The following is a 14,635-nucleotide window of genomic DNA, read 5'->3' on the forward strand; positions in this document are numbered from 1 at the left end:
TCAAGGCCCGCCCTGCCTGGGTTTCCCGCTCGTCCCGTTCAAGGCTGCCGACGGCTCTATTCTTGTCGTTCGGATTTTCGGCGGATTGATGAATTTAGACGCGTTCTTTGCCTTTTCCGCCATCCGCGTCCGTTTTATACAAGTGACCGGTCGTGCTTTTTCGGATGACCAACAGAAATGGTCGACACAGTTCACCTATGAACAGGCACGCCGGCGGTGCGATTGCCGCCCGGTCGGGGTGCAGCACATCACGAATACGGTGCAGTGCAGCATGCCGCTTGCGGCCAGACAACGTATGGATCTAGGGTTTAGCCGTATGGCACGCTTGTTGCGCTGGCTCACACAATATCGCAGCCCGTCCGTGCCCCCCGGGCGTAAAGCTATTAGAGATTCTAGGAACGCTCCCCATGTCGCCCGACCGCACAGCGTCGCTGTCCCACTTCGCGTTCATGCCGTTACCGAACTTCACGATGATCGCGTTCACCAATGCGATCGAGGTGCTTCGGATGGCGAACTACCTGAGCGGCCAGCCGCTCTACCGCTGGTCGGTCATCAGCCCGGACGGCGGCCCGGTCACCGCGAGCAACGGCCTGACGGTGGACACCGGCCCGGCCGAATGCGTGGGGCAGCCCGACATCGTGTTCGTGTGCGGCGGCGTCGACGTGCAGCGCGCGACCACGTCCGCCCATCTGTCGACGCTGCGCCGCTTCGCGCGCGCGGGCATCCCGCTCGGCAGCCTGTGCACGGGCACCTATGCACTCGCGAAGTCGGGGCTGCTCGCGGGCTACGCGTGCGCGATCCACTGGGAGAACATGTCGGCGCTGAAGGAAGAGTTTCCGGACACGCGCTTCCTGAAGGAATTGTTCGTGATCGACCGCGACCGCATCACGTGCACGGGCGGCGTCGCGCCGCTCGACATGATGCTGAACCTGATCGCCGCGCGCGTGGGCACCGCGCGCGTCACGCAGATCGCCGAGCAGTTCATCGTCGAACACGTGCGCGACACGAGCGCGCAGCAACGCATGCCACTCGTCGCGCGCCTCGGCTCCGCGAACAAGTCGCTGTTCGAAGTGATCTCGCTGATGGAGAACAACATCGAGGAGCCGCTGTCACGCGAGGAGCTTGCGCGGCTCGCGAACATGTCGCAGCGGCAACTGCAGCGCCTGTTCCGCGAACACCTCGGCATGACGCCGACGCACTACTACCTGACGCTGCGGCTGCGCCGCGCGCGCGAACTGCTGCTGCAGACCGACATGTCGATCATGCACATCACGATGGCGTGCGGCTTCCAGTCGGCGTGCCATTTCAGCAAGAGCTATCGCGACGCGTTCGGTGTCGCGCCGACCCGCGAGCGCCGCAAGCAGGTTGCGCCGCTCGCGCAGAGTGCGACGAGCGCCAGCCCCGCCTTTCCGGCGCATGTGCTGCATGCGTGATCCTCGCCGCGATTGACGCAAAAAAAAAGCGACCTCGAAGGTCGCTTTTTTTGCACTTACGATCCCCACACCTGCATTTCGTCGAGCGAATAGCCCCACGGCGTCGCGCGCTTCGTGCCGAGCATCCGCACGTAGCGGCCATGCCCGTTCAGGTTCGGCAGCGTCACGTGGCCATACGACACGCCGTTGTTCGTCGAGTAGATCGTCGTCCAGTTCGCGTTGTCGTTCGACGTCTGGATCTGGTACACGAGCGCGCCCGCATCCCAGTAGAGATCGATGCTGCTGATCGTCTTCGTCGCGCCCAGATCGACGGAGATCCATTGCGGATCGACGCCCGCGCCTTCCGGCGAATCCCAGCGCGTGCTCGTGGTGTTGCCGTCGAACGCCTTGTCGGCCGTGAGCGATGCGTTGTAGCTCGCCGATGCGGTAGCCGGACGACCCTGCGACAGCAGCGTCGGCTGCGCGGCGGCCGGGCCGCCGTAGTAGCTGGACCCGAGCTTGGCCTTCGTCGTGTCGGCGTTCACGCCGAACTGCGACAGGCTCCAGCGCTGGCCGGTCGTCACGTCACCGACGTAGAGCTGGTAGCCGCCCGCCGTCGTCGACGAGAAGAACACGTAGTTGGTGCCGGTCACCGGCGCCGGATCCGAGTTGTTGCTCACGCAATCGTTGATCGGCAACGCGTTCGGCGTCGACGCCGGGTCCGCGGTCTTCGCATAGATCTGGTCGGCCTGGCCGCTGTCTTTCCAGCGCGCGTAGAACACCATGCCGTCCCCACGCACGATCGGGTAGTACGTCTGCAGCCCGGCCGGGTGATCGAACGTGGCGGTGACGCCGGTCGCGAGTGTGCGCTTCATCAGCCCCATGTTCGCGCCGGTGCCGGTCGCGTAGTACACGGCGCTCGCATCCGGCGCGAGGAACGGCATCGAATACTCGGCGCCGGCCGGCGCGTTGGTCAGGCTCACGACCGACGTGAACACCGGGCCCGCGCTCGTGTACGACAGCGTCGCCTGCTTGACGTCGCCATTCTGCTTGAACACGAGGGTCTTGCCGTCCGTGCTGAATTTCGGGTCTTCGTTGCGGGTGGCGCCCGTGCTGTTGGTCATGTTGATCGGCGCATTGTTGGTGCCGAGCTGAACCATGAACACGTTCCACGCGTTGTTCTTGATGCCCATGAACGCGAGCCACTTTCCGTCGGGGCTGAATACGCCGTTCATCGGATCGGTGATGCCCCACGCGCTCTTGCTCAGTTGCGTCAGCGTATGGGCCGAGAAGTCGTACAGGAACAGCTGGCTCGTGCCGTCGCCGTAATTGACGTAGCTGTGATAGACGAGCTTGCCGGTCAGTGCGGCGGGGAACGACGCGTTGGATTGCGCCGGCGGATTGCTGATGCAGGCGGCCTGCGCGGCGCCGCCGAGGAGGTTGAGGGCAACGCCGGCCACGAGGCCGGCGACAAGAGTTTTCAATTTCACGCTGAAGGTTTCCGGTTAGGGTCATGACACCGCTGACTAGACCTCGCACGCACAGGCGCACGGGGCACGGATCAGCCGGCGGACAGCGTGAATTCCGTATCGGTCAATGTCGGGAACAAAGATTGCTCGAGGGGCTAGAGGATGCCAGCGCGTCGCGCCGAAAAACAGGATCAGAGCCCGTGAAAAACGAGCGGATCACGGGATAACGACCCTGTGGCGCAGCGCGCCCCGTGCTACTCTTTTTTCGGCACAAAGCTGCTCGACTTGAGGCAGGCATGAAGCGTTATGCGAAGCTCGCCCGGACGATTTCCGAGTCGATCCGGCGTGGAGATCTGGCCCCCGGTACGCGCATCCCCACCGTGCGCGCCGCGTGCCGCGCATATGGCGTGAGCCCGTCCACCGTGTTTCGCGCGTACTACGCGCTCGAAGGCGAGGGTCTGATCGTCGCGCGTGCACGGTCCGGATATTTCGTTGCGAACCTCGAAGACAGGCGCGTGCGGTTCGGCCATGAACCGCCGCGCAAGCCGGCCGCCCCGCCAGCGGGCAACGGCGATACGTTGTTCCGGCTGCTCGATTCGCTCCGATGCGAGGACGTCATTCCGCTCGGCTCGGCCTTCGCCAGCTATTCGCTGTTCCCGATGAGCAGCCTGTGGCGCGCGATGGCGTCGGCGGCCCGCAACATGGATCGCACGGCCCTGCTGGCCGGCGCGCCGCCCGGCCACGACGGGCTGCGCCGCCAGATCGCGCTGCGCTACCTGAATGCGGGCGCGGCGTTGCCGATGGACGAGATCATCATCACGACCGGCGCGCTCGAAGCGCTGACGCTCAGCCTGCAGGCGTTGACGCGCCCCGGCGATATCGTCGCGATCGAGCGACCGGCGTTTCATGCGGCCCTGGAGGCCGTGCAGCGCCTGCACCTGAAGGCCGTCGAGATTCCGGTCGACCCGCGTACCGGCCTCGATCTCGACGCGCTCGAGAAAGCGCTCGACACGCATCCGGTGCGCGCGTGCTGGTTCATGACGTCGTTCCACAACCCGACCGGCGCGACGCTGACCGACGAGCGCAAGCACGCACTGATCGACCTGCTCGCGGCGCGCGACGTGCCGCTGATCGAAGACGACGTCTACGGCGAGCTGCATTTCGGCACGGCACCCACGCGTCCCGCCAAGCTGTATGACGACAGCGGTCTCGTCCTGCATTGCGGTTCGTTCTCGAAATGCCTCGCGCCCGGGTTCCGGATCGGCTGGGTCGCGGCCGGACGCTACGTGCGGCAAATTCGTCAGGCAAAGGGCGCAAGCGCGCCGGCCGCCGACGTGCCTGCGCAGATGGCCATTTCGAGCTACCTGCGCGACGGTGCGTACGACCGTTTCCTGCGCAAGCTGCGCCGCAATCTGGCCGCACACCAGGCACAGATGCTGGCGGCCGTGCGTGCGTATTTTCCGGCCGGCACCGAAGTGTTCGCGCCGCGCGGCGGGTATTTCCTGTGGATCGAACTGCCGCCGCGCGTGGATGCGTTGCACCTGTTCGGCGATGCGATGGATAGCGGCGTCAGCATCGCGCCGGGGCCGATCTTTTCGGCAACCGGCGGATTCCGGCGCTATCTTCGGCTCAATTACGGCCGGCCGTGGACGCCGGCGGTCGAACACGCGATGGAGACCATCGGGACGCTCGCGGCCCGACAGCGGCAGGACGGTTAGCGCGGAACCGACGAATCACCGCGGCCACTCTGTACCTTGCGTTTCACGCGCCAGCGACCAAAAATGAAACGTAGGCCATCACGGACGAACGTGTTCCGCGCACCCGATGTCACGGAGAATCCCATGAACACCGCATGCGAACGACAGTCGACGATGTACGCACAACGACATTCCGGCACGGGCCGATCGCCTGTCTGGCAGGAACGGATCATGACGACCGGCGAACGTTCGCCTCGTTGACGGCGCCCGACCGTTTCCAGCGATGCGAGTCCTCCTCAATCGCACAACTCGCGCGCGCGACGACTGGCGCGCGATCCTGAACGCGCGAGCGGAAGCGCGGCGCACGGCCAGCTTCCGCTGCAGGGAATGCGGCTTCGTGGCCTTCCGTGCGCTCGAGCACTGCCCCGTCTGCGGCCGGCGGAACTGGCCGTTCGATTCGATCCACCACGCATCAGACGACGCCCACGCCACGCACGCTCCGCACGCCTTTCACACGTGGTCGTCGCGCATCGCGCGCGCGCTTCGCAACGCGGCGTTCCAGCAGCCTCGCGCGTCGACCGCGCCGATCCTGAGCATCCTGACACTCGTGCTGCTGGTCGGCGGCTACGTGGTGGTCGACCGGACATGCAAGGCCGATCCGGTCTGTCGCGGTTCGAATGGTTCGCGCGCGATGGCGAGCGATGCCCCCCGGTACGCATCGAACGATCCCGTGCTGCCGGTCTTGCCCGCACCCGTCTATCCGTTTCATTCGACTGACGGAACGCAGGTGGCGGCCGCCCGCCCAGGCAGCCCCAGCCCGGATACCACCCGTGCATCCGCCGGACCGACGGCAGTCGCGCGAGCGGCGCCGGCCATGCGCGCCCCCGACCGGTCGCACCCCGCCGCCACGGTTCGCCTGACGGGCTGGAAAGGCAGTCACGGTGCCGCGCATCGCCCGCATACCTTCCACCGCGTGAGCACGCACACCGCGCGTGCGCGACGCTCCACCGCCGGCAATACGCAGCAAATCGCGCAGCTCTATCGCGGCCACTGAGCGCGCAGGCGCAGTCAGTGCATGCGCGCCCGTCGATTCATTTTTCTAAACCACCCCTCACAAAACCTCGTTTGCGTCGCGACTCACGCGTGACGTTCAATGGGTCATTCGCCCGCGCCGGTGCATCTCGCGTATCGCGTTCCGGCCGCCCGATCCACCGAACGGAGTCGTCGATGAATGCATTACAGCTCGTGGCCCTTGCCGCCATCTGGGGCGCGTCCTTCCTCTTCATGCGCATGGGCGCACCGGAATTCGGCGTCGTCCCGTTGATCGCGCTGCGCGTCGCGATCGCGGCCGTGCTGTTGTCGCCGGTGCTGCGCCACGCGCAGGCACGACAGGAATTCCGCTCGCATGCGTTGCCGCTGTTCGTCGTCGGCATCACGAACTCGGCGCTGCCGTTCTGCCTGCTGACCTACGCGGCGCTGTTCGTGTCGGCCGGCACCGATTCGATCCTGAATGCGACGACGCCGTTGTGGACCGCGATCGTCGCGTACGTATGGCTGCGTGCACCGCTGACGAAACCGCAGGCGATCGGCCTCGCGCTGGGTTTCGCCGGCGTCGTCGTGCTCGCCGGTTCGGCGGTCGGCGCCGGCACGCCCGGCGCATCGCGCGCGATCGCCGCCGCGATGCTCGCGACGCTGTCGTACGGGTTCGCCGCGCATTACTCGAAGCGCAAGCTGGCGAACGTCAGGCCGTTCGTGTCGGCGTTCGGCAGCCAGTTGTTCGCGGCGGTCGCGCTCGTGCCGCTCGCGCTGCCGATGTGGCCGCACGGGCCCGTTCAAACGTCCGCGTGGATCGCGGTGGTGCTGCTCGGCGCGATCTGCACGGCCGTCGCCTACCTGCTGTATTTCGGGCTGATCCGCAACGCGGGCGCGCAGTATGCGGCGTCGGTCACGTTCCTGATCCCGATCTTCGGCGTCGTATGGGGCGCGATCTTCCTGCACGAGACCCTCACCGTGCAGACGGTCGCCGGGTGCGCGATCATCCTGCTCGGCACCGCGCTCGCGACCGGCAAGCTCAAGGGGTTCACGATCGCCACCGCGCGCGGGTCACGCCAGTAGATCGCGCGGGCCGTCGTCGTCGCCGCCGATCTCGCTCGCGAGCCAGTCGCGGAACGCGGCGATCTTCCATTCGTGCTGGCGCGCTTCGCTGCACACGACGTAATAGGACAACTCGGTCGGCCAGGGCCGTGCGAGCACGCGAACCAGCCGGCCGGCCGCGACTTCGTCCCGCGCATAGATGTCGCGCACCAGCGCCACGCCCTGCCCGGCGACCGCCGCCTTGATCAACAACGCATCCTCGCTGAAGCTCGCGCCGCGCGGCGCACGAGGGTCCTCGATTCCCTGCGCGCGCAACCACAGTGCCCAATCGGCGCGATCCGCGTCCTGCAGCAGCGGATACGACAGGCAGTCGGCCGGCGCGGCGATCGGGCGGGCGGGATCGAGCAGTTGCGGGCTGCAGATGGGCCACAGCTCAGGTGTCCAGATGCGGAACGATGCGTGCCCGGGATAGTGGCCCAACCCGTGCCGGATCGCGACGTCGACATAGTCGCGCCGCAGGTCGACCAGCTGCGCGCGCGTTTCGACGGTGATTTCGATGTCGGGGTACGCTGCATTGAATGCGCCGAGGCGCTGCACGAGCCACGTGTTCGCGAAGGAGGCGGTGGTCGTCACCGCGAGGCGGACGACGCGCCGGTTCGCACCGTGCACGTTCGCCCATGCGGCCTCGATCTCGTTGAAGCCGCCGGCAAGCTGGTCGAACAGCGCGCGACCGGTGCCGGTCAGCTCGAGTTCGCGGCCGGTGCGCTCGAACAGCCGCACGGCGAGGCGATCCTCGAGATTGCGCACATGCTGGCTGACGGCGCCCGGCGAAATGCAGAGCTGGTCGGCCGCCTGTTTCATGCTGCCGCAGCGCGCCACTTCGACGAACGTGTGCAACGCTGCGAGGGGAAGTGACTTGGCCATCCGTGGATGCGCCGCCGAACGGCGGCGATGGGGTCGGGAACGGGCGATGATTATCGCAGCAATTGCGGGTACCCGGGACCGCGGGGCGCCCGTGTTCCGGGCCGCGCCGAACGTGCGCGTGGCCGGCTCTCCCCTGCGCCTCCACGGCAAAAAAGGCGCCCCGTTTCCGGCACCGCCCGTTTCGCGCGATGCGTCGCGTACGTCGAACGCCCGCGCGTCACGCACCCGCCCTGGCACGGACGATGCCACCCGAGCACGCGCCTTGCGTTCTGGCCCGTGCGCGACAAAGAATGAAATCGGAAGGCGGCGTGACGACCGTGACGAAGTGAACAGCGGGCGGTCGACCCGGCCGCGTGGCGGTTTCAGCGGAGGAATTCCATGAGCACCGAGAGCACACTCCAGGCGACGATCCAGGCACTCGTTCAGGATGGCAAAGGCTTGCTGGCCGCCGACGAAAGCGGGCCGACCATCGCGAAGCGCTTCAAGACGATCGCGGTCGAATCGACCGAAGAGAACCGCCGCGCATGGCGCACCCTGTTGCTGTCGACACCGGGCCTCGGTAAATTCGTCAGCGGCGTGATCCTGTATGAAGAGACGCTCGGGCAATGTGCGGACGATGGCACGCCGTTGCCCGAACTCGCCGCTCGCCAGCAGATCGTGCCCGGCATCAAGGTCGACGCGGGCAAGATTCCGCTCGCGCTCGCGCCCGGCGACGAAATTACGCAAGGGCTCGACGGGCTTGCGGCGCGCCTCGACGGCTACCAGCGGCAAGGCGCGCGGTTCGCGAAATGGCGCGCGGTGTACAACGTGTCCGACACGCTGCCCGGCCAGGCGGCGATCGAAGCCAACGCCGAAGCGCTGGCGCGCTATGCGGCGATCTGCCAGGAGGCCGGCGTCGTGCCGATCGTCGAGCCGGAAGTGCTGATGGACGGCGATCATTCGATCGGCCGCTGCGCGCAAGTGACCGACGCCGTGCTGCACGCCGTGTTCAACGCGCTGCACCGGCACCGGGTCGTGCTGGCGCACATGTTGCTCAAACCGAGCATGGTCGTCGCGGGCAGCACGCACCCCGAACAGCCGGCCCCCGCCGAGGTCGCGGAAACCACGGTGCGCCTGTTGCGCAGCAACGTGCCGGCCGAAGTGCCCGGCATCTTCTTCCTGTCCGGCGGACAGACGCCCGAGGAAGCGACGGCGCATCTCGATGCGATGAATCGCGTCGACGGGCGACCGTGGGTGCTGAGCTTTTCCTATGGACGCGCGCTGCAGGAGCCGCCGCTGGCCGCGTGGAAGGGACAGGCGGCCAACGTACGCGCCGCGCAGGATGCGCTGCTGCTGCGTGCACGCCTGAACAGTGCGGCCTGCTGCGGTCAGTACGAGGTCGAGATGGAGCGCACCGCATGAACGGAGCCGGGCGAATGTCGCCCGGTCGATCGTTCATACGTGAGCTTCCCGCCCGGTTCCCTCGCGGGCATTGAGCGCGCGCTTGCGGAACGACAAAGGGCCGAGGCGCTCAAGCGCCCCGGCCCCTTTCGATTGCCGCGCGGCAGTCGGTCTCGTTACGCCGCCAGCAACCCGTGCGGGTCGATGACGAATTTGCGCGGCGCGCCGCCGTCGAACTTCTTGTAGCCTTCCGGCGCCTGGTCGAGCGAGATCACTTCGACGTTGACGATCTTCGCGATCGGCAGACGGTCGAACAGGATCGCCTGCATCAGGTTGCGGTTGTACTTCAGCACCGGCGTCTGGCCCGTGAAGAACGAGTGCGACTTCGCCCAGCCGAGGCCGAAGCGGATGCTCAGGCTGCCGTGCTGCGCGGCCTTGTCCTTCGCGCCCGGATCGTCCGTCACGTACAGGCCCGGGATCCCGATCGCGCCGGCCGGGCGCGTGATTTCCATCAGCGAGTTCAGCACCGTCGCAGGCGCTTCCTCCGAATGGCCCGACGAACCGTGGCCGTGCGCCTCGAAGCCGACGCAGTCGACCGCGCAGTCGATCTCGGGCACGCCGAGGATCTGCTCGATCTGCTCGCCGAGCGAGGCGTCCTTCGACAGGTCGACCGTCTCGAAGCCCATCGCCCGTGCGTGTGCGAGGCGTTCCGCGTTCATGTCGCCGACGATCGTCACGGCCGCGCCGAGCAGGCGCGCCGACGCGGCCGCCGCCATTCCGACAGGGCCCGCGCCCGCGATGTAGACCGTCGAGCCCGGCTTCACGCCCGCACTCACCGCGCCGTGATAACCGGTCGGCAGAATGTCGGACAGGCAGGTCAGATCGCGGATCTTCGCCATGGCCTGATCGCGATCGGGGAATTTCAGCAGGTTGAAATCGGCATACGGCACGAGCACGTACTCGGCCTGGCCGCCGATCCAGCCGCCCATGTCGACGTAGCCGTAGGCGCCGCCGGCACGCGACGGGTTCACGTTCAGGCACACGCCCGTATGCGTGTCCTTGCACATCGCACAGCGGCCGCAGGCCACGTTGAACGGCACCGACACGAGATCGCCGAGCTTCAGCGTCTCGACGTCGCGGCCGATCTCGACCACCTCGCCCGTGATCTCGTGACCGAGCACGAGGCCGACCGGCGCGGTCGTGCGGCCGCGCACCATGTGCTGGTCGGAACCGCAGATGTTCGTGCTCACCACTTTCAGGATCACGCCGTGGCCGATCGCGCGGCCGCTCGGATCGACCATCTTCGGATAATCGATTTTCTGGACTTCGACCTGGCCCGGCCCAAGATAGACGACACCTCGATTGCTGCTCATCGTATTGTCTCCATGTCTCGTTGGATGGCGCCGCGGCGCGCCGGCGCCATGCGGCGCACGCGCAACGTGCTGTTCGAGAGTAGTCCCGGAGGCAGGGGCGCCGATGTCTCAAACGCGACACGCGTTTGAACGGCGCCGACATCGATGTCGGAAATGCGAAAGTCGGGCGGGAAACGACGGGAAGGTTTGGCGCGCGGGGCGACGCGCTGGAGGGTGAGGGTGCTGGGGGCGCTGACAAGGGCCGTGACGCGCCGGGCGGCAGGCCGGTCGTGCCGACCGGCCGCCCCTCTCCCGGGCCGGCGTTACCCGCCCTGATTCTCGCGGATGATCGCGGCGGCGGCGCTTTCCGCGTCGCTCGCGACGCCGTCGTGCACGCGCGTGCTGACGGCCGGCGTCGGCGGCTCGCTGTCGAGCGCGTGGCCGTTGCGATCGTGCGTGTCGACCGTCGCGCGCATCGACAGCCCGACGCGCAGCGGATGCGCGGCGAGATCGCGCGCATCGAGCGCGATCACGACCGGCACGCGCTGCACGACCTTGATCCAGTTGCCGGCTGCGTTCTGCGACGGCAGCATCGAGAACGCGCTGCCCGTGCCCGCCGAGAAGCCCTGCACGCGGCCGCGATAGGTCACGCGCGAGCCGTACAGATCCGACACGACCTCGACCGGCTGCCCGATGCGCATGTGGCGAATCTGCCCTTCCTTGAAATTCGCCTCGATCCACAGCTGGTTGAGCTGCACGATCGACATCAGCGGCACGCCGGGCCCGACCTGCTGGCCGACCTGCACCGAACGCTGCCCGATCGTGCCGTCGACCGGCGCGACGATCGTCGTGCGCTTCAGGTTCCGGTACGCGAGCTTGAACTGCGCGGCCGCCTGCACGACCGCCGGGCTTTCGTCGACGGGCAACCGGGTGCCGAGCGCACGTGCCGCATCGAGCTGCGCCTGCGCGGCCGCGAGATTCGCCTGCGCACCGGCGACCGCCGCGCGCGCACGCGCGAGTTCCTCGGGCGCGACGATCTCGACCGACGCGCCCGAGCGCGCAGCGAACGCGCGCTGCGCGAGCGACAGGTCGGCGCGCCGCGCATTCACGGCCTCGACGTACATCGTGTTCGAGATCTTCGCGTTCGCGACTTGCCGCACCGCCTGTGCGAGCTGCGCCTTCGCCTGCGCGAACGCGACGGACGCCTCGGTGTCGTCGAGCTTCACGAGCGTCTGGCCGGCGCGCACGGCCTGCGTATCGGCAACCACGACGTCGGTCACCGATCCGGGGATCTGCGCGGCGACCTGGACGATGCTGCCGGCGACGTACGCATCGTCGGTGTCTTCGTAATAGCGATCGCTCAGCAGCCAGTACGCGATCCATGCGAGCGCGGCCACCAGCACGACCGCGAAGAACGCGATGAAGCGCTTGCGGCGCGTCGCGCGGCGTGCGTCGAGTGCCGGGTCGTTCAGTGCGGCCGGCGGCGCGGCGGTATGGAGGTTGTCGTGGTGCATCAGTCGCTTTGCGTAACGATCAGACGATCGTGCTGGAACAGGGGAATCGGTGGCGTGACCGACGGGCTCGGCGCCGGATTCGCCGCTGCCGTGTGCGCGGGAACGGAGGTGCCGCGAGGTGTCGCGGCGACGGCCGGCGTGTGTGCCGTGTCATCTCGGCGTGCGGAACCCGCATTCGATGCAGCGACGATCGGCGGCACAGCCACGCTCGCCGCACGCCCATCGGTCGACGGCGCCGCCACCGGTCGGCTCGCGGTCGGTGCGGTCGCTGCGGCCACGGCGGGCGCAGCGCCTCGCTTGGCCGCCCCGCTACGCGCCCGATGCGCGGCCGGCGCCTGCGCAACCGTCGCGCCCGCATCGAACCCGCCGCCCAGCGCGCCGATGAGCCCGACGCGCAGCGATCGCTGCCGGCCGAGCAACGCGATCAATTGCGCGCGCTCGTCGATCAGCGTGAGATCCGCGACATCCACGTCCTTCTGCATCAGCACGCCGCGCCGGTGCCGGTCGGTTGCGATCTCCACGATCTTCTGCGCGGCCGCGACCGCATCCTGCTGCTGCGCGACGAGCGTCTGTGACGTCTGCAGCGACGTGACGAACTGCGCGACCTGCCCGAGCGCGTCGTCGACGGTCTTGTTGTACAGCCCGATCGCGACGTCGGCCTGCGCGACATCCGCACCGAGCTTCGCCTTCAGCCGGCCGCGGTCAAAGATCGGCAGCGAGATCGCCGGGCCGATGGAACCGGCGAGCGCATCGCGCGAGAACAGCGACGCGGGCGTGAGCGCGAACACGCCGCCGAGCGCGACGAGGTTCACGTCCGGATAGAACTGTGCGCGTGTCGAATCGGCATTCGCGAACGCGGCTTCGACACGCAAGCGCGCGGCGACGATGTCGGGCCGGCGCCCCAGGAGATCGGCCGGCAGCCGCGCGGGCAGCGCGCTGCCCGCCAATGCGCCGACCCGCGGCCGCTGCAGCGCGAGCCCGCGCTCCGGGCCCCGGCCGGACAGCACGCCGAGCTGCAGCTGCGCGAGCTTGATCTGCTCGTCGTTCATCGCGATCTGCGCGAGCAGCTTGCTGCGCTTGATCGATGCGTCGCTCGCGTCGTACGCGTTGTCGAGCCCGCGCGCGGTGCGCTCGCGCAGCACGGTCGTCACGCGCTGGCTGACCTTCAGTTTCTGCTGCAGCAGGTCCTGCGTCGCATACGCCTGGTCGAGCTGGCAGTACACGGTGACGATCGCGACCGCCAGCGTGAGCCGCACCTGCTCGGCCTCGACCCGCGCCGCTTCGCGCAGCGACATCAGGCTCTTCGTCGCGGCGCGGTTCTTGCCCCACAGGTCGAGCTGATAGGTCAGCCCGACGAACACCGACGACGGCGAGGTGTTCGGATCGCCGAAGATCTCCACCGGCACGCGATAGCCGCTGACCGACACGTTGGCGACGTCGTCGCCCGGCTTCGGCATCCGCGCGCGGCTTACCGTCGCGCCGGCCGTGCCCGTCAGTCCCGTCAACGAATCGAACTGCTGAAGCTGCGCCTGCGCGATCCGCAGCCGCGCCTGCGCGACCTGCAGGTCGGGGTTGTTTTGCGAAGCCTCGGCGACCAGCGCGTCGAGTTGCGGATCCTGCAACTGCTTCACCCAGTCGGGCGCGGGCCACGCGCCGTTCACGCCGGGGCCGGCCGTGTGCGCGAGCGCATCGTCGGCCGGCGCGCGCAACGACAGCGACGGCAGGAAGCCCGACGGCACGCATCCGCTCAACGCCAGCGACACTGCCGCGGCGACGATCATCATCGAGCCGCCCTTCACGCCCTGCGCCACACGCGCCGCTTCATTCACACGCCGCATCGCGCCCCTCACCCCTGCTGCACGCGTTGCGCACGCGCGGCCAGACGCGGCCGCGTGCGTTCGAGCGGGCCGAGCCGGCCGAACAGGCCGTCCGCGATGCCGAACAGGATGCCGGCGAGCTTCGCGCGCTTGTCGCGTTCGACGAGCGCGATCTGCACGATCTGCCACATCGTCAACAGGTTCGGCACGATCGCCACCGGAAAGCGCAACCCGTACTGCATCCCGAGCTGCACTGCATTGCGCGCGCTGTAATAGCGCCGTTGCCACGAGTGATTCATCGACGTCATTTCAAAAGGGCCGATCGCGTGACGCTGCTTCGCGCCGATCCGGTGCGGCAGCACCAGCGACGGCACGACATAGAGCGGCACGTTGCGCGACAGCGCGCGGAAGCTGTATTCGGTATCGACGTGATCGATGAACAGCGTCTCGTCGAAACGGCCGAGCACGTCGAACGCGTCACGCGACACGACGCAGCCCGACGAAATCAGGAACGCGCAGCGCTGCAACGGCGCGCCCGGCTCGATACGCAGGCGGCGCAGCCCGATCCCGTTGGTCGACAGTTCGGGCAGGAAGCTGCGAGCGTTCTCGTCGAAGATGCGCGGGCCGGCCAGGAACGCGCGCCTGCCAAGCCCCGCGCAGACATCGCGCATCGCGGGGAAATACGCGACCGGCACCGACGAATCCTGGTCGAACAGCGCGACGGCGTCGATCCGATCGCGAAACAGCGCCGCGAGCCCCGCGTTGTACGCGCCCGCGATCCCGCCGCGATTGCCGTGATGCAGCAGCGCGATGCCCTCGCGCGCGCACAGCTCGCGGGCCCGCGCATCGGGCTGCGGCGTGTTGTCGACGACGAGCAGCGCGTCGCACGCATGCCGCCATGCGCCGAGCGCGTCGAGCTGTGCCTCGCTCGGGTGATACAGGATCACGAGTGCGCCGAGTGTCGTCATGTTCCTCT

The 14,635-nt window shown here is 67.9% G+C and carries 11 protein-coding genes; 5 read left to right on the plus strand and 6 right to left on the minus strand.

All coding sequences use genetic code 11. The features are described from left to right. Window positions 1-407 precede the first annotated feature (407 nt). Window positions 408-1,433 (plus strand): GlxA family transcriptional regulator, encoded by a 1,026-nt coding sequence (locus tag F3J15_RS03825; protein WP_166887951.1) that lies wholly within the window; start codon window positions 408-410, stop codon window positions 1,431-1,433. 56 nt (window positions 1,434-1,489) lie between these two features. On the opposite strand, the gene F3J15_RS03830 is transcribed toward F3J15_RS03825, so the two are convergent. Then, window positions 1,490-2,902: a discoidin domain-containing protein gene (locus tag F3J15_RS03830; protein WP_166887954.1), complete on the minus strand. Its 1,413-nt coding sequence runs from the start codon at window positions 2,900-2,902 to the stop codon at window positions 1,490-1,492. Window positions 2,903-3,177: 275 nt separating this feature from the next. On the opposite strand from F3J15_RS03830, the gene F3J15_RS03835 reads away from it, so the two are divergent. The 3 genes from F3J15_RS03835 (at window position 3,178) to F3J15_RS03845 (ending at window position 6,693) form a co-directional block, all read left to right on the plus strand. Next, window positions 3,178-4,599: a PLP-dependent aminotransferase family protein gene (locus tag F3J15_RS03835; RefSeq protein ID WP_166887957.1), complete on the plus strand. Its 1,422-nt coding sequence runs from the start codon at window positions 3,178-3,180 to the stop codon at window positions 4,597-4,599. A gap of 262 nt (window positions 4,600-4,861) precedes the next feature. After that, complete coding sequence (locus F3J15_RS03840; protein WP_089485158.1) at window positions 4,862-5,632, plus strand: hypothetical protein; 771 nt, start codon at window positions 4,862-4,864, stop codon at window positions 5,630-5,632. Window positions 5,633-5,805: 173 nt separating this feature from the next. Next, entirely contained in the window at window positions 5,806-6,693 is an 888-nt protein-coding gene (locus F3J15_RS03845) for a DMT family transporter (RefSeq protein ID WP_166887960.1), read from the plus strand. Here F3J15_RS03845 and F3J15_RS03850 read toward each other — a convergent pair. After that, on the minus strand, window positions 6,682-7,596 hold the full coding sequence (locus tag F3J15_RS03850) for a LysR substrate-binding domain-containing protein (RefSeq protein WP_166887963.1): 915 nt from the start codon (window positions 7,594-7,596) through the stop codon (window positions 6,682-6,684). The genes F3J15_RS03845 and F3J15_RS03850 overlap by 12 nt on opposite strands. 378 nt (window positions 7,597-7,974) lie before the next feature. Between F3J15_RS03850 and F3J15_RS03855 the strand changes: the two genes are divergently transcribed. Then, window positions 7,975-8,997: a class I fructose-bisphosphate aldolase gene (locus F3J15_RS03855; protein ID WP_166887966.1), complete on the plus strand. Its 1,023-nt coding sequence runs from the start codon at window positions 7,975-7,977 to the stop codon at window positions 8,995-8,997. Between the two features lie 155 nt (window positions 8,998-9,152). On the opposite strand, the gene fdhA is transcribed toward F3J15_RS03855, so the two are convergent. From fdhA to F3J15_RS03880, 4 genes are all read right to left on the minus strand, one after another. Further along, window positions 9,153-10,349, minus strand: coding sequence for a formaldehyde dehydrogenase, glutathione-independent (fdhA, locus tag F3J15_RS03860; RefSeq protein ID WP_039369545.1), 1,197 nt, complete (start codon window positions 10,347-10,349; stop codon window positions 9,153-9,155). Window positions 10,350-10,651: 302 nt separating this feature from the next. Then, window positions 10,652-11,842: an efflux RND transporter periplasmic adaptor subunit gene (locus F3J15_RS03870; protein ID WP_166887969.1), complete on the minus strand. Its 1,191-nt coding sequence runs from the start codon at window positions 11,840-11,842 to the stop codon at window positions 10,652-10,654. Continuing rightward, window positions 11,842-13,680: an efflux transporter outer membrane subunit gene (locus tag F3J15_RS03875; RefSeq protein WP_166887972.1), complete on the minus strand. Its 1,839-nt coding sequence runs from the start codon at window positions 13,678-13,680 to the stop codon at window positions 11,842-11,844. Before F3J15_RS03875 ends, F3J15_RS03870 begins: the two co-directional genes overlap by 1 nt. 8 nt (window positions 13,681-13,688) lie before the next feature. Then, window positions 13,689-14,627: a glycosyltransferase family 2 protein gene (locus F3J15_RS03880; RefSeq protein WP_166887975.1), complete on the minus strand. Its 939-nt coding sequence runs from the start codon at window positions 14,625-14,627 to the stop codon at window positions 13,689-13,691. Between the last annotated feature and the right edge of the window lie 8 nt (window positions 14,628-14,635).

Source organism: Burkholderia sp. Ap-955 (assembly GCF_011753045.1).
Lineage (GTDB): Bacteria > Pseudomonadota > Gammaproteobacteria > Burkholderiales > Burkholderiaceae > Burkholderia > Burkholderia lata_D.